General features: G+C 70.1%; 25 protein-coding genes. 15 read left to right on the top strand and 10 right to left on the bottom strand.

Annotation, left to right across the window (positions count from 1 at the left end):
* Window positions 1–185 precede the first annotated feature (185 nt).
* The 5 genes from M4D53_RS04330 to M4D53_RS04310 all read left to right on the top strand — a co-directional run bounded on the left by M4D53_RS04330 (window position 186) and on the right by M4D53_RS04310 (window position 3,499).
* The gene (locus M4D53_RS04330; protein WP_396818895.1) at window positions 186–977 is read left to right on the top strand and encodes a glycosyl hydrolase family 65 domain-containing protein; all 792 of its coding nucleotides are present in this window, start codon (window positions 186–188) and stop codon (window positions 975–977) included.
* 83 nt (window positions 978–1,060) lie between these two features.
* A complete protein-coding gene (locus tag M4D53_RS04325; protein ID WP_060923504.1) occupies window positions 1,061–1,318 on the top strand; it encodes a hypothetical protein in 258 nt (85 codons plus the stop codon).
* An 8-nt stretch (window positions 1,319–1,326) separates the two neighbouring features.
* Window positions 1,327–1,809, top strand: coding sequence for a BLUF domain-containing protein (locus tag M4D53_RS04320; RefSeq protein WP_259952183.1), 483 nt, complete (start codon window positions 1,327–1,329; stop codon window positions 1,807–1,809).
* Window positions 1,806–2,090, top strand: coding sequence for a hypothetical protein (locus M4D53_RS04315; RefSeq protein WP_259952181.1), 285 nt, complete (start codon window positions 1,806–1,808; stop codon window positions 2,088–2,090). The genes M4D53_RS04320 and M4D53_RS04315 overlap by 4 nt, the downstream gene beginning before the upstream one ends.
* An 80-nt stretch (window positions 2,091–2,170) precedes the next feature.
* On the top strand, window positions 2,171–3,499 hold the full coding sequence (locus M4D53_RS04310; protein WP_259952177.1) for a hypothetical protein: 1,329 nt from the start codon (window positions 2,171–2,173) through the stop codon (window positions 3,497–3,499).
* A 118-nt stretch (window positions 3,500–3,617) separates the two neighbouring features.
* Here the strand turns inward: M4D53_RS04310 and ychF are convergent, their stop codons facing one another.
* On the bottom strand, window positions 3,618–4,691 hold the full coding sequence (ychF, locus tag M4D53_RS04305; RefSeq protein WP_259952176.1) for a redox-regulated ATPase YchF: 1,074 nt from the start codon (window positions 4,689–4,691) through the stop codon (window positions 3,618–3,620).
* Window positions 4,692–4,805: 114 nt separating this feature from the next.
* A complete protein-coding gene (locus M4D53_RS04300; protein ID WP_259952173.1) occupies window positions 4,806–5,546 on the bottom strand; it encodes a class I SAM-dependent methyltransferase in 741 nt (246 codons plus the stop codon).
* A 59-nt stretch (window positions 5,547–5,605) separates the two neighbouring features.
* On the opposite strand from M4D53_RS04300, the gene M4D53_RS04295 reads away from it, so the two are divergent.
* Window positions 5,606–6,199, top strand: coding sequence for an exonuclease domain-containing protein (locus M4D53_RS04295; protein WP_259952171.1), 594 nt, complete (start codon window positions 5,606–5,608; stop codon window positions 6,197–6,199).
* A gap of 51 nt (window positions 6,200–6,250) precedes the next feature.
* Window positions 6,251–7,519 carry a DNA recombination protein RmuC gene (locus tag M4D53_RS04290; protein WP_259952170.1) on the top strand — a complete coding sequence of 423 codons (1,269 nt, stop codon included), beginning with the start codon at window positions 6,251–6,253 and terminating at the stop codon, window positions 7,517–7,519.
* Between the two features lie 32 nt (window positions 7,520–7,551).
* On the opposite strand, the gene M4D53_RS04285 is transcribed toward M4D53_RS04290, so the two are convergent.
* Window positions 7,552–7,839 carry a hypothetical protein gene (locus M4D53_RS04285; protein ID WP_259952169.1) on the bottom strand — a complete coding sequence of 96 codons (288 nt, stop codon included), beginning with the start codon at window positions 7,837–7,839 and terminating at the stop codon, window positions 7,552–7,554.
* A 171-nt stretch (window positions 7,840–8,010) separates the two neighbouring features.
* Window positions 8,011–8,997, bottom strand: a complete 987-nt coding sequence (gene glpX, locus M4D53_RS04280; protein WP_060922697.1) for a class II fructose-bisphosphatase — start codon at window positions 8,995–8,997, stop codon at window positions 8,011–8,013.
* A gap of 187 nt (window positions 8,998–9,184) precedes the next feature.
* On the opposite strand from glpX, the gene fbaA reads away from it, so the two are divergent.
* Window positions 9,185–10,213, top strand: coding sequence for a class II fructose-bisphosphate aldolase (gene fbaA / locus M4D53_RS04275; RefSeq protein ID WP_187663604.1), 1,029 nt, complete (start codon window positions 9,185–9,187; stop codon window positions 10,211–10,213).
* Window positions 10,214–10,277: 64 nt separating this feature from the next.
* Here the strand turns inward: fbaA and M4D53_RS04270 are convergent, their stop codons facing one another.
* The 3 genes from M4D53_RS04270 to M4D53_RS04260 all read right to left on the bottom strand — a co-directional run bounded on the left by M4D53_RS04270 (window position 10,278) and on the right by M4D53_RS04260 (window position 12,884).
* Complete coding sequence (locus M4D53_RS04270) at window positions 10,278–10,811, bottom strand: DUF6264 family protein (protein WP_187663603.1); 534 nt, start codon at window positions 10,809–10,811, stop codon at window positions 10,278–10,280.
* Window positions 10,812–11,043: 232 nt separating this feature from the next.
* On the bottom strand, window positions 11,044–11,835 hold the full coding sequence (locus tag M4D53_RS04265) for an IclR family transcriptional regulator (RefSeq protein ID WP_187663602.1): 792 nt from the start codon (window positions 11,833–11,835) through the stop codon (window positions 11,044–11,046).
* A gap of 2 nt (window positions 11,836–11,837) precedes the next feature.
* Entirely contained in the window at window positions 11,838–12,884 is a 1,047-nt protein-coding gene (locus M4D53_RS04260) for a 4-hydroxy-3-methylbut-2-enyl diphosphate reductase (protein ID WP_187664117.1), read from the bottom strand.
* Between the two features lie 100 nt (window positions 12,885–12,984).
* Here M4D53_RS04260 and xseA point away from each other — a divergent pair, with 100 nt between their 5' ends.
* The 6 genes from xseA (at window position 12,985) to M4D53_RS04230 (ending at window position 18,349) form a co-directional block, all read left to right on the top strand.
* On the top strand, window positions 12,985–14,262 hold the full coding sequence (gene xseA, locus M4D53_RS04255) for an exodeoxyribonuclease VII large subunit (RefSeq protein ID WP_259952167.1): 1,278 nt from the start codon (window positions 12,985–12,987) through the stop codon (window positions 14,260–14,262).
* Window positions 14,263–14,298: 36 nt separating this feature from the next.
* Window positions 14,299–14,532 carry an exodeoxyribonuclease VII small subunit gene (locus M4D53_RS04250; protein WP_187663600.1) on the top strand — a complete coding sequence of 78 codons (234 nt, stop codon included), beginning with the start codon at window positions 14,299–14,301 and terminating at the stop codon, window positions 14,530–14,532.
* Window positions 14,529–15,173 carry a DUF4245 family protein gene (locus tag M4D53_RS04245; protein ID WP_187663599.1) on the top strand — a complete coding sequence of 215 codons (645 nt, stop codon included), beginning with the start codon at window positions 14,529–14,531 and terminating at the stop codon, window positions 15,171–15,173. Before M4D53_RS04250 ends, M4D53_RS04245 begins: the two co-directional genes overlap by 4 nt.
* On the top strand, window positions 15,170–15,844 hold the full coding sequence (locus tag M4D53_RS04240) for a carbonic anhydrase (RefSeq protein ID WP_187663598.1): 675 nt from the start codon (window positions 15,170–15,172) through the stop codon (window positions 15,842–15,844). The genes M4D53_RS04245 and M4D53_RS04240 overlap by 4 nt, the downstream gene beginning before the upstream one ends.
* Complete coding sequence (locus tag M4D53_RS04235) at window positions 15,841–17,235, top strand: class II fumarate hydratase (RefSeq protein WP_187663597.1); 1,395 nt, start codon at window positions 15,841–15,843, stop codon at window positions 17,233–17,235. Before M4D53_RS04240 ends, M4D53_RS04235 begins: the two co-directional genes overlap by 4 nt.
* A 277-nt stretch (window positions 17,236–17,512) precedes the next feature.
* A complete protein-coding gene (locus M4D53_RS04230) occupies window positions 17,513–18,349 on the top strand; it encodes a DUF559 domain-containing protein (RefSeq protein WP_187663596.1) in 837 nt (278 codons plus the stop codon).
* A 407-nt stretch (window positions 18,350–18,756) separates the two neighbouring features.
* Here the strand turns inward: M4D53_RS04230 and phoH2 are convergent, their stop codons facing one another.
* The 3 genes from phoH2 to M4D53_RS04215 form a co-directional block, all read right to left on the bottom strand.
* Window positions 18,757–20,139, bottom strand: a complete 1,383-nt coding sequence (phoH2, locus tag M4D53_RS04225; RefSeq protein ID WP_396817261.1) for an RNA 5'-3' helicase PhoH2 — start codon at window positions 20,137–20,139, stop codon at window positions 18,757–18,759.
* Window positions 20,140–20,297: 158 nt separating this feature from the next.
* The gene (locus M4D53_RS04220) at window positions 20,298–21,428 is read right to left on the bottom strand and encodes an aminotransferase class V-fold PLP-dependent enzyme (protein ID WP_259952163.1); all 1,131 of its coding nucleotides are present in this window, start codon (window positions 21,426–21,428) and stop codon (window positions 20,298–20,300) included.
* A 34-nt stretch (window positions 21,429–21,462) separates the two neighbouring features.
* Entirely contained in the window at window positions 21,463–22,242 is a 780-nt protein-coding gene (locus tag M4D53_RS04215) for an isoprenyl transferase (protein ID WP_187664116.1), read from the bottom strand.
* A 96-nt stretch (window positions 22,243–22,338) separates the two neighbouring features.
* On the opposite strand from M4D53_RS04215, the gene trhA reads away from it, so the two are divergent.
* Window positions 22,339–23,070, top strand: a complete 732-nt coding sequence (gene trhA, locus M4D53_RS04210; protein ID WP_187663593.1) for a PAQR family membrane homeostasis protein TrhA — start codon at window positions 22,339–22,341, stop codon at window positions 23,068–23,070.
* Window positions 23,071–23,072 lie beyond the last annotated feature (2 nt).

The following is a 23,072-nucleotide window of genomic DNA, read 5'->3' as shown; positions in this document are numbered from 1 at the left end:
ACCCCCCCCCCCCCCCCCTTTTTTTTTTACACCCCCCCCCCCCCCCCCCCCCCGGGCCGCCCCCCCCCCCCCCCCCCCCCCCCCCCCCGCCCCCCCCCCCACCCCCCCCCCCCCCCGCCCCCCCCGCCCCCCCCGGGGGGGGGGGGCCCCCCCCCCCCCGACGGCACCCGGAGACCGCCGCGGCGCTGGGAGCGGACGAGGAGGAGGTCGCCGCCTGGGAGGCCGCGGCCGACGCCATGACCGTGCTCTACGACGAAGAGCGACAGGTGCACCCGCAGTCGGCGGGCTTCACCGCGCACGCCCGGTGGGACTTCGACGCCACGGCGCCCGACGAGTATCCGCTGCACAGCCACTTCCCGTATTTCGACATCTACCGCAAGCAGGTGCTGAAGCAGGCCGACCTCGTGCTGGCGCTCTACACCTCCCACGAGGAGTTCACCTGGGAGGAGAAGGCCAGGGCGTTCGCCTATTACGACGCCCTCACCGTGCGAGACTCCTCGCTCTCCGCGGCCGCCCAGGCCGTGATCGCCGCCGAGGTCGGGCATCTCGAACTGGCATCGGCCTATCTGGCCGAGCTCGCTGCCCTCGACCTGGACGACCTCCACGGCAACACCGACGAGGGACTGCACATCGCGGCACTCGCCGGCATCTGGACGGGCGTGACGGCCGGCTACGGGGGTATGCGGGAGGGAGACCACGGCCTGTCCTTCCGGCCGCAGCTTCCGGACGGCGTCACCCGTCTCGCGTTCGGAGTCCGGCTGCACGGCTGCATCCTGCACGTCGACATCGCACCGACGGAGACGACCTACCGACTGAGCGCCGGGGAGCCGGTGACGATCCGGCACGCCGACGAGGAGCTCGTCCTGCACGCCGGGGTTCCCGTGAGCCTGCCGACGCCGGACCGCGTCGAGCCGCTCACCCCGGCACCTGTGCCGCCGCGCTGGCGGGAACCGGGACGCCCGCGCGCCGGCGACTGAGGCCGCGCCGGTCCGTGTGCCATATCGAGGCGGGTGCGCGCAAGGCCCGCGGCGATGTCGGCCGTCCACCGTAGGGTGGAGGCGTGCCTGATTCCCCCCACCCCGCATCGGATGTCCTCTGGGCGTGCGTCGAGGACGGCTTCCACGTCGGAAGCCGCGGCGGAGACTTCCTCGGCTACGTCGACCGTCAGCCGGACGGCCGCTTCGCCGCATTCTCCGCGTCCGCGCAGCCGCTCGGCCTGCACGCCACGCTGAGCGACGCGACCACGGAGGTCGTCGCCCACGCCGGCCCCTCGGAGGGCGACGCCGCCCTCGGAACCCCGGAGCTGGTGCAGGGGTGACGGCGGCCATGACCGACGGGTTGCTCCGCCTCGTCTACACCAGCACGGCGGCGCAGCCGTTCCGTGAGACCGCCCTGGAGCAGCTTCTGGAGCAGTGCCGTCGGTCGAACGCGGCCCGCGACATCACCGGTCTCCTCCTGTTCCGCCAAGGGCGCTTCCTCCAGGTCCTCGAAGGACCGGTCGAGGCCGTACGCCGACTCGTCGACACGATCGCGGACGATCCGCGTCACCGCGCGATGCGCATCCTCCTGGAGACACCGATCACCACCCGGCTCTTCTCCGACTGGTCGATGGGCTACCGGTCGTTCCGCGGTGGGAGCGCGGCCGCCCCCACAGGCTTCCGCGACTCCTTCGACGACCTCGTCGACGGCGCGGACTCCTCCACCATGGAGCGCGCTTTGTTCGAACTCACCCTGTGGTTCCGCACCCGCTCCGGCGCTGCGGTCCCGATCCCTGCCGGCAGCGGCGAGGGCACCTCCCTCCGGGTATGAGCAGGCCCGCGGGCGGACCGGAGCCGTCGCTCATCCAGCAGCGCATGGCACTGGAACGGCGGCGGAACTGGGGCATCTACGCGATCGTGTTCTCGTCGGTGATGACGGTCGGCTGGACGGTCGCGTTCCTCCTCGATGCGCCCGCCGGGTTGTGGCGCGTTCTCAGCATCATCGTGTTCGCTGCCGGGATCGTCGTCGGGATCGTCGAGACCCGCCGCGCGAGGCGCGCGCTCCGTGAGTTCGAGGATCGCCACGGCCCGGACGCGGGCGTGCGGCACTAGCGGGTCGGTCGCGCCTCGGGGTCGCCGACCCCATAGGGTAAGCCCTACTTGCTCGGCACGTCGATGTGGATTGGAGCCCTATGAGGAGCGATGTTCGTTTCGTCGGAGAGCGCGCACGCCGCGACGCCGAGGAGCTTTCGCGTGTGCTCGAGAAGAGGCGAGAGGATGAGACGGTCGACCTCGAGCTTCTCCGAGGGAGATCAGCAGAGCTCGCCGCCTCGATCGACTCGGATTGGGCCTCTGTCGTACTGCTCGCCGTATGGAACTCGCTCAGGGAGCCGACCGAGCCTGCCCGCCCACACGTGAAGCGGGCGTTGGAGCTCTTGCAGAGGATGCCAGATTCGGGAAGCTCCAGGGCTCTCGTCGATCTCGCGAACCTGGTCTCTGCATGCTGGCTCAGCCACGAAGCCGACATGACGGAACTCGCTCCGATCTGGCAGTCCTCCGACCCCGACCAGGCCGTCACGATACTGATCAGCGGAGCGAGCCTTCCCACGACGATTGATGCACGCTCACTGATGTCCGATGTGGCTGGCAGCATCCGCGCGATCGCTGAGATCCTCTCGCTGCAGTCCGACCCTGGAGAGATGTTCTCCGCCGGAGACTTCCCTCATCTGTCCCGGCTACCTGCGTCGGGCGAGGCGCGTCCGATCTGGTTGGCTCTGTATCTGCGGATGTCGCTGATCATCCGCCTGGCACCGTTCGAACCGGGCATAGCATCCCTCTCAGAGCAGTTCTCCACGCAGCTGTATTCCGAAACCGGAGAGTCGATCGTGCTCGGTTACGCGGAGATCACCTCACTCCTCATCAGCCTTGAGGACGAAGTCGCTTCGTACCCGGTGATCAGCTCCGCCGGCGCCTGCTGGACGAGCTGTTATCTGCTCGCGGACTCCCTCGCGCCGTGGCTCTTGGCTGCGATTCAGCAGACCACACTCCGCGAGCACGTCATCTCCCAGCCTTTCGAAGACAAGGTCGTGAGCCTGCTCCGTTCGCATGGGTTCCGAGCCGGTTCGGTGGATGCCAACGGAACGTGGACGACGCAATCCGGCAAGGAGCGCCTCCACTGCGACGAGAAGAACCCCGGCCAGATCGACGTGCTCGCGACGCGTGACGACGGTGTCTTCGTGTTGGAATGCAAATCCATCTTCTCGATGGGTCGGATTCGGAACATCGCAGAGAAGCTCGGACTCGACAGCCACAGCTGGCGCACCACCCTGGGGAAGAAACGGGAGTGGGTCGAGAAGGCTCTTCGTCGTGACGCCGACCTGTCGTTGGTCGTCGTCGAAGGGATTCAGGCATACACATCAGAGCAGGAGTGGAAGGGGGAATCGCCCCTGATCACGTTCGAGACTCTGTCCCAGCTGCTGGACGCTGCGGCGCAGCAATCGGATGGTCCTCCCGTCGCGTGACGCGCGACGATCACGAGGTCATGAAGATCAACGCCGAGGGAGTACGTGATCCGGCCCCGGAGACGACGGGAATCTCGTGTGGACGCTCCGTCAGCAGTCAGGGCGCGAGGACCCCGGTCTAATTGTTGAAGCGGAACTCCACGACGTCGCCGTCCTGCATGACGTAGTCCTTGCCCTCCAGGCGCGCCTTGCCCTTGGCGCGGGCCTCCTGCACGGACCCGGTCTCCACGAGGTCGTCGAACGACACGATCTCGGCCTTGATGAAGCCCTTCTCGAAGTCGGTGTGGATGACGCCGGCGGCCTGCGGGGCCTTCGACCCCTTGGGGATGGTCCAGGCGCGGGCTTCCTTCGGACCTGCGGTGAGGTAGGTCTGCAGGCCGAGCGTGTCGAAGCCGATGCGGGCGAGCTGGTCGAGGCCCGACTCGTCCTGCCCCGTCGAGGCGAGGAGCTCGGCGGCGTCCTCGGGGTCGAGGTCCTTGAGCTCGGACTCGATCTTCGCGTCGAGGAAGATGGCCTGCGCCGGCGCGACGAGGGCGGCGAGCTCGGCCTTGCGGGCGTCGTCGGTCAGCACGGACTCGTCGACGTTGAAGACGAAGATGACGGGCTTGACCGTGAGGAGCCCGAGTTCGCGGATCGGCTCGAGGTCGAGGCCGCTGGTGGAGAGCAGAATTCCGCGCTCCAGCGCATCCTTGGCGGCCTTCGCGGCTTCGAGGACCGACGGGTCGATCTTCTTGCCCCGCACCTCCTTCTCGTACCGCGTGATGGCCTTCTCGACGGTCTGCAGGTCGGCGAGCATGAGCTCCGCGTTGATGGTCTCCATGTCCGACGCCGGGTTCACGGCACCGTCCACGTGCACGACGTCGTCGTCGGAGAACCCACGCACCACCTGGGCGATCGCGTCGGCCTCGCGGATGTTCGCGAGGAACTGGTTGCCCAGGCCCTCCCCCTCGCTCGCCCCTCGGACGATGCCCGCGATGTCGACGAACGACACGGCGGCGGGCAGGATGCGCTCGCTCCCGAAGATCTCCGCGAGCTTCTCGAGCCGCGGGTCGGGCAGGTTCACCACGCCGACGTTCGGCTCGATCGTCGCGAACGGGTAGTTCGCCGCGAGCACGTCGTTCTTGGTGAGAGCGTTGAAGAGGGTGGACTTGCCGACGTTGGGCAGGCCGACGATTCCGATAGTGAGAGCCACGGGGAACGAGTCTACCTGCGCCGCTCTCCCCTCCTCACCCTCGCGGAGGGCAGGCACTCACGCGAGATCAGGCGGCAGGGCGCAGAAACAGCCTGATACGGCGCGGGCGCCTGTTCAGCCGCGGGTCGCGCGGAACGCCCTCGTCACGTACGGCACCTCGACCGTGTCGTGCCCGTGCAGGCCGAGCTCGTCGAACAGCGCGTCCATCTCGCGACGGATCCGGTCCTTCTCGGCCTCGTCGGCGGTGATCACGGCGCTGCGCGACGCGGCCATGCGGTGCAGGAGCTCCCGCGTCATGGGGCGCGACCACTCCCAGCGTTCCTGGGCCAAGGAGCCGAACGGCTCCGCCACCACGGGGTCGCCGGCCGCGAGCATGATCTCGGCGTTGCTGCCGTGCATGATGTCGGTGAGCCGCTTCACCCAGTCCACGCGCTCGTCACGGAGGTTCCAGACGAGTCCCAGTACACCGCCCGGCCGCACCGCACGACCGATCTCCGCGGATGCGGCGACGGGCTCGACCCAGTGCCATGCCTGACCGAGCACCACGGCGTCCACGCTCGCGTCCGGCAGTGGGAGCTCCTCGGCGGTCCCGACGAAAGTGGGGACCCCTGGTACGGCCTCGCGAAGCGCGGCGAGCATCGCGGGGTCCGGGTCGACCGCCACGACCTCGGCGTCCGCAGCCGCGACGAGCGCCCGCGTGAGCTTGCCGGTCCCGGCGCCGACGTCGGCGACCCGACGCGCACCGTCCGCCATCGGTTCCAACATCCAGGCGACCGCTTCGAACGGGTACTCGGGCCGTCCGGCCTCGTAGCTTCCGGCCGCCGCACCGAAGGACCTCGCCAGTTCGTCCGCCATGTGGCCAGCATACGGCGAGCCTGCACAGCGACGTCGGAGGCCCGGGAGAGAGTGAGGACGTGCCACTGGACTTCACTGCGATCGACTTCGAGACCGCGAACTCCAGCCCGGCCTCCGCGTGTTCCGTGGGACTCGTGCGGGTGCGGGACGGGAAGGTCGTCGCCACCGCGAACTGGCTGATCCAGCCTCCGCCCGGCCATGACGAGTTCCAGGAGTGGAACGTCCGCATCCACGGCATCCGCCCCGAGCACGTGCTCTCGGCGGCCACGTGGGTCGACCAGTTCGAACGGCTCTGCGCCTTCGCCGGAGCCGACGTGCTCGTGGCTCACAACGCCGGCTTCGACCTCAACGTGCTGCGTCGGGCGACGGAGGTGACGGGCCAGATCTGCCCGCCGTACCGTTCACTGTGCAGCCTCCAGGTGGCGCGGAAGACCTACCAGCTCGACTCGTACCGCCTTCCGCTCGCCGCCGCGGCGGCAGGGTATGCGGAGTTCTCGCATCACGACGCGCTCGCGGATGCGCTCGCCTGCGCACAGATCATCGTCGACGCGGCCGCCCGCGCCGGCGCCTTCGACGTGTTCGGGCTCGCCGACGCCCTCGGGCTCCGCGTCACCGAGCCCGCCGTGCCGGCGCTGGAGCGCGCCGTCGCCTGACGCGCCTCGCCGCCTCCCGGCGATGTCGGAGGCCCTCGGCATCATGGAGCCATGGATGCCCTGTCGATCGTTCTCCTGCTCGTGGCCCTCGCCGCGGGCGTCGCTCTCGGCTGGTTCCTCCGAGCCGGACGGAGCGCCGCCGACATCGCGCGCACGCAGGCTGAGCTCGCGGCGGCGCGAGACGACCGCGACCGCCAGTACGACCTCTACCGGGACGCGGTCGAACACGCCCGCTCCGAGCAGCGGGCGGAAGCGCAGCGTGTCCAGCAGCAGAACGCCGTGCTGCAGGCCCTGGCACCGGTGCGCGAGAGCCTCCAGCAGATGCAGTCCAAGGTCGCTGCGATCGAGAGCGAACGGCAGGCGCAGTTCGGCACGCTCGCCGAGCAGCTCCGACGTGCCCAGGAGTCCGATGAAGCGCTCCGCGCGACGACCGAGTCGCTCGCGGGCGCGCTGCGCTCCACGTCCACGCGCGGCGTCTGGGGCGAGACCCAGCTGCGGCGCGTCGTCGAGGCCGCGGGGCTGACCAGACACGTCGACTTCGACCTGCAGGCGACGATCACCTCCGACCGCGGCCAGGGGCGCCCCGACATGGTCGTCCGCCTGCCGGGCGGCACGTCGATCGCCGTGGACGCGAAGGTGCCGCTCGACGCCTATCTCGAGGCGTCGGCGCTGCCCGCAGGCGACGCCCACGAACCGCAGCGTCGTGCCCACATGCAGAAACACGTCCGTGCGGTCCGCGCGCACGTCGACGCCCTCGCCAAGAAGGCCTACTGGTCAGGCCTCGACGCGAGCCCGGAGTTCGTCATCTGCTTCCTGCCGAGCGAGTCGCTGCTGGCCGCCGCCATCGACGAGGACCCGACGCTGCTCGACTACGCCTTCAGCCGCCGCGTGGCGCTCGCCTCCCCCGTGAACCTCTGGGCGGTCCTCAAGACGGTCGCGTACACGTGGACGCAGCAGGAGGTGTCCACCGAGGCCCGGAGTCTGCTGGCGCTCGGCACGCAGCTGTACGAGCGCCTCGGCACGCTCGCGGGTCATGCCGACGACCTGCGGCGGGCGATCGAACGTACGGTCGACAGCTACAACCGCTTCGCCGGATCCCTGGAGTCCCGGGTTCTCGTCACCGCCCGCCAGTTCCCCGGCGTCGATGCGGAGGCCTTGGCACCGGTGCCGGCGATCACCGCGGACGGACGGCGCTTCACCGCGCCGGAGCTCCTGGTCCCGACCGAGGCCGAAGATGCCGCCGACGCGATGCAGGCTGATGTCGGCGAGGTTCGCGCGCGTCTGGATCACGCCGCCGCGCTTCCCGACCGGGAGGACTGACAGCGGCGACGGATCGACCGGCCGCGAGGGCGTCAGGCGACGCCGGGAACGCCGCTGAGCAGCAGGATGACGAGGCCGCTCGTAGCGAGGAAGGCGCCGATCATCCACCAGGCACTGACCTCGTGCCCCTCGGCGCGGCGGACGCGGAACAGCACGTCGGCGCGCCGAGCCGGGTCGACGGTCGGCTGCGCGACGGGTGCCGGCGGGGCCACGGCCGCCGCTTCGGCATCGGCGCTCACCCGGAGGATGCGTCCGGTGTTCGTCGTGATGATCTTGGTCGGCGCGGCGCTCTTCGAGCCGCTCGTGTGCTGCGTTGTCATGCGTTCGCCCTCCTGTGCCTGCGGTGCCTGGCGGCTCCGTCGACGGCGACAAACCCAGTGACAATTGTGACACGACGGCTCGCCGAACCGGGGCCGACCCGTGGAGGAGGCGATACCGGGTCGGTAACGATGGCGGGAATCCGGCCCACGATCATCACCGCGGGAGAGGCCTCACAGCCACTTCGAGACGAGGTGCTCCGACGCGATGCGGCGCAGAGTTCCGGAGGCTCCTCGCAGGACCACGCTCTCGGTGTAGACGTAGCCGCGCTCGCGCCGCACACCGGCCACGAGCTGGCCGTCCGTGACACCCGTCGCGACGAAGATCGTGTTGTTCCCCTGCACCAGGTCGTCGGCTTCGTAGACCTTGTCCATGTCGAGCCCCGCGTCGATGCCGCGCTGGCGCTCGTCGTCGTCCCGCGGCCAGAGCCGACCCTGGATATGACCGCCGAGGGCCTTGATCGCACACGCGGTGACGATGCCCTCGGGGCTGCCGCCGACCCCCACGCACATGTCCGTGCGGGCGTCGTGCCGGGCGGCGTTGATGCCGCCGGCGACATCGCCGTCGCTCATGAGGCGGGTTCCGGCTCCGGCGTCGCGGATCTCCTGGATGAGCTGCTCGTGCCGGGGGCGGTTGAGCACCGACACCACGATCTCGTCCACCGGCTTGTCCAGCGCACCGGCGAGCTTGCGGATGTTCTCGCCGATGGGCAGACGGATGTCCACCACGCCCACACCGGCGGGCCCCGTGACGAGCTTGTCCATGTAGAAGACGCTGGAGGCGTCGAGCATCGTGTCGCGGTCGGACACGGCGATCACCGAGAGGGCGTTCTGCCGCCCGGCGGCGGTCAGCGACGTGCCGTCGATGGGGTCCACCGCGATGTCGCAGAGGGGCCCGCGACCGGTCCCGACGACCTCGCCGTTGAAGAGCATCGGGGCGTTGTCCTTCTCGCCCTCGCCGATCACCACGCGGCCCTGGAAGTCGACCGTCCCGAGGAAGGCCCGCATGGCGTCGACGGCCGCACCGTCAGCGGCCTCCTTCGCCCCGCGGCCGATGAACGGCACGGCTCGGATCGCCGCCGCCTCGGTCGCGCGCACCAACTCCATCGCGAGGTTGCGGTCAGGACGCAGCGGACTCAGGTCGGCAGTCAGACTCACCATGATTCCCAGCCTAGCCACGAGGAGGGCACCGATCGGCTCGTTTTCCGCTCGCAGACTATGAAGAAATCGCGGTTCTTAACACCGACGAAGGAGACCCACCGCCACGGCGTGCCTCGCCCTGCCGACGCCGCACACCCGCCCCGATAGAGTGGCAGCTGTCCCGGCTTCACCTACCGCAGGAGTTCTCATGCCCGTCGCCACCCCGGATCAGTACGCCGACATGCTCGACCGCGCGAAGGCAGGCGGCTTCGCGTACCCCGCGTTCAACGTCTCGAGCTCGCAGACGATCAACGCCGTCCTCCAGGGCCTGACCGAGGCCGGCTCCGACGGCATCATCCAGGTCACCACCGGTGGCGCCGACTACTTCGCCGGCCACACGGTCAAGGCGCGCGCGACCGGCGCCCTCGCCTTCGCCCGCTACGCCACCGAGGTCGCCAAGAACTACCCGGTCACCGTCGCCCTGCACACCGACCACTGCCCGAAGGACGCCCTCGCGGGCTTCGTCGAGCCGCTCATCGCCGCCTCGGAGGAAGAGGTCAAGGCCGGCCGCAACCCGATCTTCCAGTCCCACATGTGGGACGGCTCGGCGGTCCCGCTCGCCGAGAACATCGAGATCGCCAAGGAGCTGCTCCCCCGCATGAAGGCCATCAACGCCATCCTCGAGGTCGAGATCGGCGTCGTCGGCGGCGAGGAGGACGGCGTGCAGCACGAGGGCTCGAACGAGGCCCTCTACACGACCTTCGCCGACGTGGACCAGGCCGTGCAGGCACTGGGCCTCGGCGAGCAGGGCCGGTACATCGCCGCCCTCACCTTCGGAAACGTGCACGGCGTGTACAAGCCGGGCGGCGTGAAGCTGCGTCCCGAGCTGCTCGGCGAGATCCAGGCCGAGGTCGCCGCGAAGTACAACACCGGCGCCAAGCCCCTCGACCTCGTCTTCCACGGCGGCTCCGGTTCGACCGACGAGGAGATCGCGCTCGCGGTCGCCAACGGTGTCATCAAGATGAACATCGACACCGACACGCAGTACGCCTACACCCGTGCCATCGCCGACTACATGTTCAAGAACTACGACGGCGTGCTGAAGGTCGACGGCGAGGTCGGCAACAAGAAGCAGTACGACCCGCGCGCCTGGGGCAAGATCGCCGAGACGGCGATGGCCGCCCGCGTGGTCGAGTCGACCCGTCAGCTCGGCTCGTACGGCCAGTCGAAGAGCTGACCGTCCGCACGAACCCGAAGGGGCCCGGCATCATGCCGGGCCCCTTTCGTGTCTGCGCGCGGGGTCAGCGGGTCCCGGTCGCCTGGTCGAGGTAGGCGATGAAGGCCGGATCGCCCATCATCGGTACGACGAGACAGAAGGCGGCGATGCCCACCGTGACCACCGCCCCGACGACCGGGAGCCACCATGTGACGCGGCCACGGCGCAGGCGACGGATGGACAGCGCCGCGGTGACGCACCAGCCGACAGCGAGCACCACGGCGGCGATGGTCCCCCACATGCGGCCCGCGGCGTAATTCGTGAACTCGCCCTCGATGCCCAGCATGCCCATGGTCTGGTTCATGACGGGAACGATGTCGAGGTAGGACAGACCGGTCACCACGACGTTGACGAGGCCGTAGGCGAGGAGTGCGATCGTCGCGAACCTGTCCACAGGGTGGGGGCGCGCCGGAGCGGACGTCTGCGGTGCGGCCGACGGTGCCGGCGCCGGGGACGGCGCCGTCGGTGCGACCACCTCCGCCAGGGGTGGAAGACCCGCGGCCCTCCGCTGCTCCTCTGGCGTGGCGAGTTCCCCGTAACGGGGGCGCTGGTCGGTCATCCCGCCATGGTATCGGCAGGGGCTCAGCGGGCCGTTCAGGAAATCGGGCCCCAACCGATAGCGGCCCCGGAGAAGTGGGGACTTCTCGGGGCCGCGGACGTGGAGCGCTGGGGACGCTCCTCATCCCGTTGGTCGCCGGCGCTGGGGACGCCGTAGGCGATCAGTAGGGCGTTGTCAGCCACTACGTCTTCGATCATAGGGAACCCGCGATGCCCGCACCAGGCCCCGGAATTCAGATGGTGAACTCCGCGTCCGGCCCGTCGGTGTCGAGGGCATCCGCCCCCAGCTGCAGCGAGAGCCGCCGCGCCGTGCGTTGCAGGTTCGACACCAGTCGGCGGTTGACGACGGCCCGGTCGGCGGGCAGGGAGACCGCCAGCGACGCCGTGACACCGGGCGCGATGACGGGCACCGCGACGCACGTCGCGCCGATCGCGTACTCCTCCCGGTCGACCGCCCACCCCGGCGTCTGCTCGAGCTGGGTGAGGAGGGTCCGCCGGTCGCTGATCGTCCGCGGCGTGAGCTCTTCGAGCCGGTGCCGGGAGAGGTAGTCCAGGCGATCCTCCTCGGAGAGCGCCGCGAGGATCTGTTTGCCGAGCGCGGTGGCGTGGGCACTGGCGTGCAGTCCCACCCAGAGCTCGATGCGCGGATTCCGCACGGAGTCCACGATGTCGACGAGGTGCATCTCCCCGTCCGCGTATCGGGAGAGGTAGGCCGTGGCGCCGACGTCCTCCGTCACTGCGCGCAGCGCGGCGCGCACCCGCGCCAGGAACACCCCGCGCGAGTCGATCTGCTGCTGGAACGACGGAAATCGGCCTCCCAGCACGAGTCCGTCCGGCTCTGCGCTCAGATACCCCTCATGCACCAGCGTGCGCACGAGGTTGTAGGTCGTTCCCGGCGTGAGTCCCGTGATCGACGAGAGCATCTTGGCCGGAAGAGGCCGTGGGGAGTTCGCGACGATGTCGACGAGGCGGAGCGCGCGTTGCACGGACCCGATGAGGGTCGGCTCCGCCTCCGCGGCGTTCACCGCTACGCACCCCCTCCAGCGGAGGCGCGGCCGCCGAGGGCGCGCGCGTCGCGCTGACCCGCGGCATCCTGACGGAGCTCCTTCGGCAGCGAGAACATGAGATCCTCCTCCGCCGTCTTGACCTCTTCCACGTCGCGGTACCCGGCATCGCCGATCGCGTCGAGCACCTCGCGCACGAGAACCTCGGGCACCGACGCACCGCTGGTGACGCCCACGGTCTCCACCCCGTCGAGCCACTCCTGGCGGATCTCCTCGGCGTAGTCCACGCGGTAGGCGGCCTTGGCGCCGTACTCGAGGGCGACCTCGACGAGCCGGACGCTGTTGGACGAGTTGGCCGATCCGACCACGATCACGAGATCGGCGCCCTGGGCGACCTTCTTGATGGCGACCTGCCGGTTCTGCGTGGCGTAGCAGATGTCGTCGGACGGCGGGTTGTGCAGCTCGGGGAAGCGCGTGCGGAGCCTGTTCACCGTCTCCATCGTCTCGTCGACCGAGAGCGTCGTCTGCGACAGCCACACGACCTTCGACGGGTCCTTCACCTGCACGGTGTCGGCCTCTTCCGGCGAGTTCACGACGGTGACGTGGTCCGGGGCCTCCCCCGCGGTTCCCTCGACCTCCTCGTGGCCGTCGTGGCCGATGAGCAGGATCTCGAAGTCGTCCCGGGCGAAGCGCACGGCCTCGCGGTGGACCTTGGTGACGAGCGGGCAGGTCGCGTCGATCGCGTGCAGGCCGCGATCCGATGCGGCATTGACGACGGCCGGGGAGACGCCGTGCGCGCTGAAGACGACGTGCGCCCCCTCGGGCACCTCGTCGACCTCTTCGACGAAGATCGCGCCCTTGGCCTCCAGCTCCGTCACGACGTGGATGTTGTGCACGATCTGCTTGCGGACGTACACGGGGGCGCCGTAGCGCTCGAGCGCCTTCTCCACAGCGACCACCGCGCGGTCCACCCCTGCACAGTATCCGCGAGGGGCGGCGAGCAGGACGCGCTTGTGTCCGGGCACCGGGTTATCCTGAAGCCGCCCGGCCGCGGCGCGCACTCGTGGGATGCGAGGAGCGGGAAGATGAACGGCAGTCGAAGTCACCCCTCGATTCTACCGTCGCCCGGCTGGACGGGGCCGGTGAGCGCGCGGGCAGGAACGGGAGCAGATGACAGTCTTCGAAGCGGCGACAGGACCGGGCGAGACGCCGCCGGCGGATGCCGTGGCCCCGCGCGACTCCACCGCCCAGGCGCCGACGTCCGTGGCCCGACTGAACGCCACCATCCGCGACTTCGTGGCCCGCTGGAACACGGTCTGGGTCGAGGGCGAGATCACCTCGTGGAACGTCCGCGCCGGGAACGTCTTCGCCCGCCTCAAGGACACCCGCTCCGACGCGCAGATCTCCATCCGCGTCTGGTCGAGCGTGCGCGGCCGCATCCCCGCCGACCTGGGTGTGGGCGATCACGTCGTCGCCGCCGTCAAGGCCGACTACTTCGTCCGCTCCGGCGACTTCAGCTTCGCGGTCTCCGCCATGAAGCACGTCGGGCTCGGCGACCAGCTCGAACGCCTGGAGCGGCTGCGCGTGCAGCTCCGCCAGGAGGGCCTCTTCGACCCCGCCCGCAAGAAGCGCCTACCGTTCCTCCCCCACGTCATCGGCCTCATCACCGGCGAGCGCTCCGACGCCGAGAAGGACGTGCACCGCAACGCCGAGCTGCGCTGGCCGCAGGTACGGTTCAAGACCGCGTACGCCGCCGTGCAGGGCGACCGCTGCGTGCCGGACACCCTGGCCGCGTTGGCCCGTCTCGACGCCGACCCCGAGGTCGACGTCATCATCATCGCGCGCGGCGGCGGCGACCCGCAGACCCTCCTCGGCTTCAGCGACGAGCGCCTGGTCCGCGCCGTCGCGGCGGCCTCCACGCCGGTGGTCAGCGCCATCGGCCATGAGAACGACCATCCCCTCCTCGACGACGTCGCCGATCTGCGCGCGTCGACGCCGACCGACGCCGCCAAGCGCGTCGTTCCGGACGTCGGGGAGCAGCGCGCGCTCATCGCGCAGCTCCGGTCCCGCGCCACGACGCGCCTCACCCAGCGCCTCTCGCACGACATCGCACAGCTGGAGCAGCTGCGGTCCCGTCCCGTGCTGCGCTCCCCCGCTCCGATCATCGACACGCGCGCGCAGGAGACCTTCCTGCTCCTCGCCCGTGGCCGCGACGCGGTCACCCGGCAGCTCGACGACGCCGGCCGCCGGACGGGCGAGTTGCGCGCCTCGCTGCGCGCCCTGTCCCCCGCCGCCACCCTGGCCCGCGGCTACGCGATCGCACACCTCGAGGGCGGTGTCATCCTCCGCGATGCAGCCGATGCGCCCGCGGGCAGTGCGCTGACGCTCACGGTGGACCGAGGGTCGTTGGTGGTGCGCTCGGAGGGCGAGATCGCGGAGGAAGCCTGAGCGGGAGGCGTCCGAGGCACGACGTAGGATGGAGGAGTGAGCGCCGTGAACGACACCCCCGTGGACACGCTGTCGTTCGAGGCGGCCCGTGACGAGCTCGTGCGGGTCGTCGCCGAGCTCGAACAGGGGGCACCGACCCTCGAGCACTCGCTCGCACTCTGGGAGCGCGGCGAGGCCCTGGCCGCCCGTTGCGAGGAGTGGCTGCTCGGCGCGAAGCGCCGGCTCGAGGCCGCTCGCACCGCCACCGCCGACGAGAGCGACGCGTCATGAGCAAGGGCCCCGCGATCAACGCCGACCTCGGTCGGCCGGAGACACCTGACGAGACCGCAGCGCGCAAGGCCGCGTCGAGCAAGGCCTATCGGTCGAGCCAGACGGTCCGCAATCTCGTCGCCGCCCTCGTGGTGACCCTCGCGGTCGTCGTCGTCATCATCGCGCTCGTCCCCCGCGGTGAGCCGGTCGCGGCGAAGCCGATCGACGTGGCCGCCATCGCCGCCGACGTCGAGTCGTCCATGGGCAGCCCGGCGATCGTTCCCGAGACGGACGAGTTCTGGCGGGTGAACGCGGCGGAACTCCAGAGCGGAGCCCCCGTGGTCTGGGAGGTCACCCTCGCGCCCGCGGCGCAGGATGAGCGCGGATTCATCAAGCTCGCCCAGGCGTTCGACGCCGATGCCTCCTGGGCCCCGCAGCGGCTGAACGGCGTCGCCCCGACCGACACCGTGCGCATCGGCGGCCGGGAGTGGGACGTCTACCAGCCCGGCTCCGCCAGCGCCGAGGCGAACGTCACCTATGCCCTCGGCACCCAGGCCGGCGACGACTACGTGCTCCTCTACGGCTCCCGCTCCGCGGACTCCACCGCCGAGCTCGCGGAGTCGCTCATCCCCCAGATCCGCACCGTCTCGGAGGCCCGATGACCCACCCGCTGACCCCCGCCGCCGCCTGGAAGCAGATGCAGGACGGCAACCGTCGCTTCGTCCGCGACGAGCCCCAGCACCCGAACCAGAACGTCGACCGTCGCAAGGACCTCACCGCGGCCCAGCACCCCGTCGCGACGCTGTTCGGCTGCTCGGACTCCCGTCTCGCCGCCGAGATCATCTTCGACCTCGGCCTCGGCGACCTGTTCGTCGTGCGCAACGCCGGACAGGTGATCGGCGAGTCGATCGTGGCGAGCCTGGAGTACGCGGTCGCCGTTCTCGAGGTGCCGCTCATCGTGGTCCTCGCGCACGACTCCTGCGGTGCGGTGCGTGCCGCCATCGACGGCACGGCCATCGACGCCGACCCGCTCCCCCCGCACATCTGGAAGCTCATCGCGCCGATCGTCCCTGCCGCCCGCAAGGTCCTCGCGGAGAGCGGCGGCGGCACGGTGGCCGACATCGATGCGGAGCTCGTCGGCCGCGAGCACCTGCGCAACACCGTCAACGACCTGCTGCAGTCGTCCGAGATCATCAGCAACGCCGTCGCCGAAGGCCGTCTCGGCATCGTCGGCGCCAACTATCGTCTGGCCGAGGGCGAGGCAGCGCCCGTCGTCACGGTCGGCATCGAAGCCGAGGGGATCGACCCCGCAACCAAGGAGGGTTCGGAATGACCGACACCGAGTACCGCATCGAACACGACACCATGGGTGAGGTGCGAGTGCCCGTGAACGCGCTCTACGGGGCGCAGACACAGCGCGCCGTGGAGAACTTCCCGATCTCCGGCAAGGGCCTGGAGTCGACGCAGATCGCCGCACTCGCGCGTATCAAGAAGGCCGCCGCCCTGGCCAACAAGGAGCTCGGCACCCTCGACGGCGCCATCGCCGATGCCATCGCGCAGGCCGCCGACCAGGTCGCATCCGGCGCACACGACGGCGAGTTCCCGGTCGACACCTACCAGACCGGCTCCGGCACCTCCTCGAACATGAACATGAACGAGGTCCTGGCGACGCTCGCGAGCCGCATCCTCGGATCGACCGTGCACCCCAACGACCACGTGAACGCCTCGCAGTCGTCGAACGACGTGTTCCCGACCTCGGTGCACATCGCGGTCACCCAGGCGCTCATCGACACCCTGATCCCCGCGCTCGACCACCTCGCGGTCGCGCTCGAGGCCAAGGCGGAGCTCTGGAAGGACGCGGTCAAGTCCGGCCGCACGCACCTCATGGACGCGACGCCCGTCACGCTCGGCCAGGAGTTCGGCGGCTACGCCCGCCAGATCCGTCTGGGCATCGAGCGCGTGCAGTCGGCGCTCCCCCGAGTGGCCGAGGTGCCCCTGGGCGGCACCGCCGTCGGCACCGGGATCAACACTCCCCTCGGATTCCCGCAGAAGGTCATCGAGCTGCTCGCGGCCGAGACCGAGCTGCCGATCACCGAGGCGAAGGACCACTTCGAGGCGCAGGCGAACCGCGACGGTCTCGTCGAGGCTTCCGGCGCGCTCCGCACGATCGCCGTGTCGCTCACGAAGATCAACAACGACCTGCGCTGGATGGGCTCCGGCCCCAACACCGGTCTCGGCGAGCTGCACATCCCCGACCTGCAGCCGGGGTCGTCGATCATGCCGGGCAAGGTCAACCCCGTCGTGCCCGAGGCCGTGCTCATGGTGTGCGCGCGGGTCATCGGCAACGACGCCACGGTCGCCTGGGCCGGCGCCTCCGGCTCGTTCGAGCTGAACGTCGCCATCCCGGTCATGGGCACCGCGGTGCTCGAGTCGATCCGTCTGCTGTCGAACGCCTCGCGGGTGCTCGCGGACAAGACGATCGACGGCCTGCAGGCGAACGTCGAGCGGGCGGCGGCCTTCGCGGGTATGAGCCCGTCGATCGTGACGCCCCTGAACAAGCTCATCGGCTACGAAGCCGCGGCGAAGATCGCCAAGCACTCTGTCGCCAAGGGCATCACGGTGCGCGACGCCGTGATCGACCTCGGCTACGTCGAGCGCGGCGAGCTCACCCTCGAGCAGCTGGACGAGAAGCTCGACCTGCTGTCGATGACCCACCCGGGCTGATCCACGCTCGAAGACGGATGCCGCGAGGACCTCGGTCCCCGCGGCATCCGTCGTTTCCGGCACCGTCCCGTTCTCCGATCCCGTTTTCCGTCCGTCTCGGTTCCCACCTCGGATGCACGACCACGTTCCGTCTGCACGACGGAATCCCCGGATCAGGACTACCCGCGGCTCCGGATCGTGCAGGTGACTCTTCCTCCACGGATCCCCGGACATCCCGACTCGTCCCCACGACGTCCTTCGGCCCCCGCCGTGACGCCGGAGGACGCAGAATCGGCGAGTGCTCGATCCCGTCTCGACCGTTCACCGTCTCGGAGGCATCGCCCGCGGTCGCGACCTCGGGGCTTTCGGAATCTCCCGCTCCGCCTTGTCCCGCGCGGTGCGCGCCGGCCGGATCCATCGGGTCCGCGCGGGGGTGTTCGCCACCCACGACCTCGACGCGACGGTGCTCACGGCGGCTGCCCACGGAGGGGCCATCAGCTGCGGCACCGCGCTACGTGCCCACGGAGTCTGGGTGCTGTCGGAGAGCGATGCGCCGCACGTCTGGCTCGGGCGCAACGGCCGCGCGCACCCGCACATCGAGTGCCGGTGCATCCCGCATCATTTCGAGGGACGCACCCGGTTCGGCATCGTGGCTGTCGAGGACGCGCTCCGGCATCTGCACGCCTGCGAGGGTGACGAGTCGTTCTTCGTCTCGTTCGAGTCCGCCTGGCGCCTGGGTCTGATCGGCAGCGCGTCACGAGCCCGGATCCGCGCCGCGCTGCCCCGGTCCGCGCGTTGGCTCGTGGACTTCGCCCGTTCCGACGCGGACAGCGGTCTGGAATCCCTCCTGCGCCTCCGTCTCCACATCCTCGGCGTGCACCTCGCGACGCAGGTCTCGATCCCCGGTGTCGGCCGCGTCGACTTCGTGGTCGACGGCCGACTCATCATCGAGGTCGACGGCCGGGAGCACCACGGTGCTCCCGAGATGCGCCACCGCGATCTCTCCCGCGATGCTGCGGCATCGCGACTCGGGTACGAGACGCTGCGCTTCGACTACGCCCAGGTCGTGCACGACTGGCCCATGGTTCAGGCTGCGATCGAAGGGGCTCTGCGCCGGGCCCGCGACCGCGTCTGACCGCGGTTCCGCCCGCACGGCCCCGTTCCGCCCGTACGGCCCCGTTCCACCTGCACGACCCCTCCGGTCCCGGCAGCCGGCCGACGGTGCAGGATCGTGCAGGTGTCGCTACCGACGTCCGAGGGCCCGCGGGACGGATGCACGAGCTGGGTACGCCTGCACGACGGAACACCCCTGATCGACCCACCACTGTCGTCGGATCGTGCATCCGGGAGATCGTGTATCCGACGGGACCGTGTATCCACCCGCTCGTGTGACGTGACGTCTGGACCTCCAGGTGCACGAGCCCGACATGGATGCACGATCGAAGAGGCCGGTGGGGCCAACAGGCGGGACGAGATCGTGCGGCCGGGACGCGATCGTGCGGGCGGGCCCGGGTCGTGCAGAGCCCGCCCGCACGGATCGGATCAGCTGAGCTCGCCGCCCTCCAGGAGGTCCGTGACGAGGGCGGCGATGGCGGAGCGCTCCGAGCGGGTCAGCGTGACGTGTCCGAAGAGGCCGTGTCCCTTGAGGGTCTCGATGACGCTCGCGATGCCGTCGTGCCGACCGACACGGAGGTTGTCGCGCTGCCCGACGTCGTGGGTGAGGATCACCCGGGAGTTCTGGCCCATCCGGCTGAGCACCGTGAGCAGCACGTTCCGCTCCAGGGACTGCGCCTCATCCACGATCACGAAGGCGTCGTGCAGGGACCGTCCGCGGATGTGGGTGAGCGGCATGACCTCCAGCAACCCGCGCTCCACGACCTCGTCGATGACGTTCCCGGAGACGACGGAGCCGAGGGTGTCGTACACCGCCTGGCCCCAGGGGTTCATCTTCTCCCCCTGGTCGCCCGGGAGGTATCCGAGCTCCTGGCCCCCGACGGCGAACAGCGGACGGAACACGATGATCTTCTTCTGCTGCTGCCGCTCCAGCACGGCCTCCAGACCCGCGCACAGCGCCAGCGCGGACTTGCCGGTGCCTGCGCGTCCGCCCAGCGACACGATGCCCAGCTCGGGGTCGAGGAGCAGGTCGATCGCGATGCGCTGTTCGGCGGAGCGCCCGTGCATGCCGAAGATGTCCCGGTCCCCGCGGACGAGCCGGAACTCGCCGTCGCCGGTGACCCGGCCGAGGGCCGATCCGCGCTCGGAGTGGATGATGAGGCCGGTGTTGACGGGGAGCCCGTGCACGTCCTCACTGATCCCGACCTCGCTCTCATAGAGGTCGCTGATGTCATCGCCGGAGAGGTCGAGGGTGGCGATGCCGGTCCAGCCCGAGTCGACGGCCTGCTCCGCGAGATACTCCTCGGCACGCAGCCCGAGGGACGCCGCCTTCACCCGCATCGGGAGATCCTTCGACACGATGGTCACGTCCTGGCCGTCCTGCGCGAGGTGCATCGCCACGGAGAGGATGCGGCTGTCGTTGTCACTGAGGCGGATGCCGGCCGGGAGCACCGAGAGGTCGGCGTTGCCGAGCTCCACGCGGAGGGTGCCGCCCTCGCCGACCTCCACCGGGAAGTCGAGGCGGCCGTGCTCGACGCGGAGGTCGTCGAGGTGACGCAGCGCCTGGCGGGCGAAGTAGCCGATCTCCGGGTCGTGCCGCTTGCCCTCGAGTTCGGTGATGACGACCACCGGGAGCACCACGGAATGCTCCGCGAAGCGGAAGAGCGCCTGCGGATCGCTCAGCAGGACCGAGGTGTCGAGGACGTAGGTGCGCAGATCCTGATCGGGTTCTGCGGCCGCGGCCTGTCTCGTCGTCTGACGGGTGGACTGCTGCGCGGTGCTGGTGGACTGCTGCGCTGAACGTGTGGTCACGACCCACTCCCGACCCGGGGATTCCCGGCTATTCGAACGAGTCGACCAGGGGGTCACGAGTCGCGAACCTGAGGCCGACCCGACCGGGCGCCTTGCCCGATGCCTTGAAGGTACGACCGCCCGGGCGTTTTCCACGGACAAGACACGCCAGCGATTCGTTACGGGACGATGAACGATTCCTTGCCGAACGCGCCGAGGGTCTCATCGAGCAGTGCGAGGGTCTCGGCGTCGGTGCCCGCGTGCGGTGCGACGCGGATCGACTCGCCACGCGCCGTGACGACCAGTCCGGCGTTCGCGAGGGCCGCCGCGAGCCGAGCGGGTTCCTCCGGTGCGAGGGCGACGATCCCCGCGCGCTCGGTGCGGTCGCGCGGGGAGACGACGGCGATCCCATGGCGGTCGGCGGTCTCGATCACCGCGTCCACCTGCGCGGAGACCCGCTCTTCGATGGCCGCGACGCCGGCGTCCCTGACATCGCGTGCGCCGGTTGAGAGCCGGCCGGCGGCGAGCGTGTCCGGCACGCTGATCGTGTACGCCTTCGCGTCCGGTGCCGGGGCGGGCAGCTCGTCGACGAAGAGTCCGCTCGCCGCCGTCCCGGTGATGCCGGAGAGCACGGGCGCGATGCGCTCGCGCGCCTGCGGCGAGAACCAGGCGAACCCGGTGCCCCGGCCCGCGCGCAGCCACTTGTACCCGTGCCCGACGACGACGTCCGCGACGCTGTAGTCGGCGTCGATCACACCGAAGGACTGCACGGCATCGACGATGAGGAGGCGGTCCGGGCCGAGGACGTCACGCAGCGCGGCGAGGTCGGCACGGTAGCCGGTACGGAAGTCGACGTGGCTGACGGCGAGGGCGACGACCTCGTCGTCGAGGACAGCACTGACGGCGTCGGGAGTGACCCGTCCATCCTCGGGCGTGATCCACCGTGGTGTGACCGCGCGGCCGGACGCGGTCGCCGCGCGCTCCAGAGTGAGGCTCACACTCGGGAACTCCGCCGTGCTCGCGATGACCGCGCCGGAGACCCCGTAGAGCGCGTGCATGAGGCCGTGCGTCGACGACGGCTGCAGCGTGACCTCCGCGGCGTCGGCGCCGAGGAGTTCGGCGATGACCTCCTGCGCCTGCCCGATCCGCTCTCCCACGAGGGCCAGCGACGACGGCCGACCGCTGCCGAGCAGGTCCGCGTCCGCGAACACCTCGGCACGGACCGAGGGTGACACGGGGCCGAACGCCGCCCAGTTCAGGTACCCGGGCTCGGCGTCGAACGTTCCGATGTAGTCGTCGAAGGAGCTCACTGCGTCATTGTGACACGCGCGCGCGGTTCCCGGATCAGCGTCCGAATCGGCGGTCGCGGTCGGCGTAGTCGCGGATCGCGCGGAGGAAGTCGACCTGGCGGAGGTCCGGCCCCAGGGCCTCGACGAAGTAGAACTCGCTGTGCGCGCTCTGCCACAGCAGGAAGTCGCTCAGCCGCTGCTCGCCGCTCGTGCGGATCACGAGGTCGGGGTCGGGCTGGCCGCCCGTGTAGAGGTGCTCCCCGATCATCTCCGGAGTGAGGTGCGCCGCGAGGTCTTCCAGCGTGCCACCCGATGCCTCATGCTTCGTGATGATGCTGCGCACCGCGTCGACGATCTCGTTCCGGCCGCCGTAGCCGACCGCGAGGTTCACGTGCAGTCCGGTGTGGTCCTTCGTCCGCTCCTCCGCGTCGGCGAGCACCCGTGCCAGTTCGACGGGGAGGATGTCGGAGCGGCCGACGTGCTTGACCCGCCAGTTCCCCTTCTGGGATAGCGCCTCGGCGAGCTCCGCGATGATCTCGATGAGATCGGCGAGCTCGGCCGAGTCCCGTTTGCGGAGGTTGTCGCTGGACAGGAGGTAGAGCGAGACGACCCGTACCCCGAGCTCATCGCACCAGCCGAGGAACTCCTGCATCTTGGCCGCCCCCGCACGGTGTCCTTCGGCCGGGGTGTCGAATCCGAGCTGCCGCGCCCACCGGCGATTGCCGTCGATCATCATCGCGACATGGTGCGGAACGGAGGCCGGATCGAGTTGACGACGCAGCCGGCTGGTGTACAGCCGGTACAGCGGTCCCCGCCCCGGGCTCTCGCGTGACATCACCCACCTACGCTACCCTGCCCCGGTCTTCCGCGCCGGTGCAGAACCTGGGGACATGTACGGGGCGGGGCATGCGCAGCCGCTTAGAGTGAGCACGTGAGCACTTCCGACCAGACCGGCGCCGACGTCCCACAGCTGCCGCTGCTCGAAGCCGCGGCCGCCGATGCGGCGACCGAGATCAAACCGACCTGGCGCGGCTGGATCCACGCCGGCACGTTCCCCGTCGCGCTCGTCGCCGGCATCATCCTCGTCGTCGTGTCGCAGGGCGCCGCGGCGAAGTGGGCCGCGGTGGTCTTCATGGCCACCTCGCTGCTGCTGTTCGGGAACTCGGCCGTGTACCACCGCTTCAACTGGCGGCCGCGGGTCAAGGGCATCCTCAAGCGGATCGACCATGCGAACATCCTGCTGCTCATCGCCGGCACGTACACGCCGCTCGCGACCCTGGCGCTGCCGCCGGCGAAGGGCGTCCTGCTGCTGACGCTGGTCTGGAGCGGAGCCCTGCTCGGCATCCTCTTCCGGGTGTTCTGGATCCACGCGCCGCGCTGGCTCTACGTCGCGCTGTACCTACTGCTCGGCTGGGCCGCGGTGATGTACATCGTCGACCTGCTCGACGCCAACGTCGCCATGATGGTCCTCGTGATCGTCGGCGGTCTGCTCTACACGGGCGGCGCCATCGTCTACGCGCTGAAGAAGCCGAACCCCTGGCCCGGACACTTCGGCTTCCACGAGATCTTCCACGTGTGCACTGTTCTGGCGTTCCTGTGCCACTGGACGGCGTGCCTGCTGATCGCCCTGCACCCGCTGTCGCCGTCGCTCGGCGCGCCCTGAGC

Origin of the sequence: Microbacterium meiriae, from assembly GCF_025143875.1 — a bacterium.
Taxonomy (GTDB): Bacteria; Actinomycetota; Actinomycetes; order Actinomycetales; family Microbacteriaceae; genus Microbacterium; species Microbacterium meiriae.
Note: the sequence above shows the minus strand (reverse complement) of the source record. Positions and strands in the feature narration are given on the sequence as shown.

Excerpts from the sequence above, each read along its gene's own strand:
- M4D53_RS04300 (WP_259952173.1), bottom strand. The coding sequence starts at position 5,546 with ATGGCGGACGAACTGGCGAGGTCCTTCGGTGCGGCGGCCGGAAGCTAC.
- M4D53_RS04240 (WP_187663598.1), top strand. The coding sequence starts at position 15,170 with ATGACCCACCCGCTGACCCCCGCCGCCGCCTGGAAGCAGATGCAGGAC.
- M4D53_RS04245 (WP_187663599.1), top strand. The coding sequence starts at position 14,529 with ATGAGCAAGGGCCCCGCGATCAACGCCGACCTCGGTCGGCCGGAGACA.
- M4D53_RS04235 (WP_187663597.1), top strand. The coding sequence starts at position 15,841 with ATGACCGACACCGAGTACCGCATCGAACACGACACCATGGGTGAGGTG.
- M4D53_RS04270 (WP_187663603.1), bottom strand. The coding sequence starts at position 10,811 with ATGACCGACCAGCGCCCCCGTTACGGGGAACTCGCCACGCCAGAGGAG.
- M4D53_RS04315 (WP_259952181.1), top strand. The coding sequence starts at position 1,806 with ATGAGCAGGCCCGCGGGCGGACCGGAGCCGTCGCTCATCCAGCAGCGC.
- M4D53_RS04320 (WP_259952183.1), top strand. The coding sequence starts at position 1,327 with ATGACCGACGGGTTGCTCCGCCTCGTCTACACCAGCACGGCGGCGCAG.
- M4D53_RS04215 (WP_187664116.1), bottom strand. The coding sequence starts at position 22,242 with ATGTCACGCGAGAGCCCGGGGCGGGGACCGCTGTACCGGCTGTACACC.
- M4D53_RS04290 (WP_259952170.1), top strand. The coding sequence starts at position 6,251 with ATGGATGCCCTGTCGATCGTTCTCCTGCTCGTGGCCCTCGCCGCGGGC.
- M4D53_RS04285 (WP_259952169.1), bottom strand. The coding sequence starts at position 7,839 with ATGACAACGCAGCACACGAGCGGCTCGAAGAGCGCCGCGCCGACCAAG.
- glpX (WP_060922697.1), bottom strand. The coding sequence starts at position 8,997 with ATGGTGAGTCTGACTGCCGACCTGAGTCCGCTGCGTCCTGACCGCAAC.
- M4D53_RS04310 (WP_259952177.1), top strand. The coding sequence starts at position 2,171 with ATGAGGAGCGATGTTCGTTTCGTCGGAGAGCGCGCACGCCGCGACGCC.
- fbaA (WP_187663604.1), top strand. The coding sequence starts at position 9,185 with ATGCCCGTCGCCACCCCGGATCAGTACGCCGACATGCTCGACCGCGCG.
- xseA (WP_259952167.1), top strand. The coding sequence starts at position 12,985 with ATGACAGTCTTCGAAGCGGCGACAGGACCGGGCGAGACGCCGCCGGCG.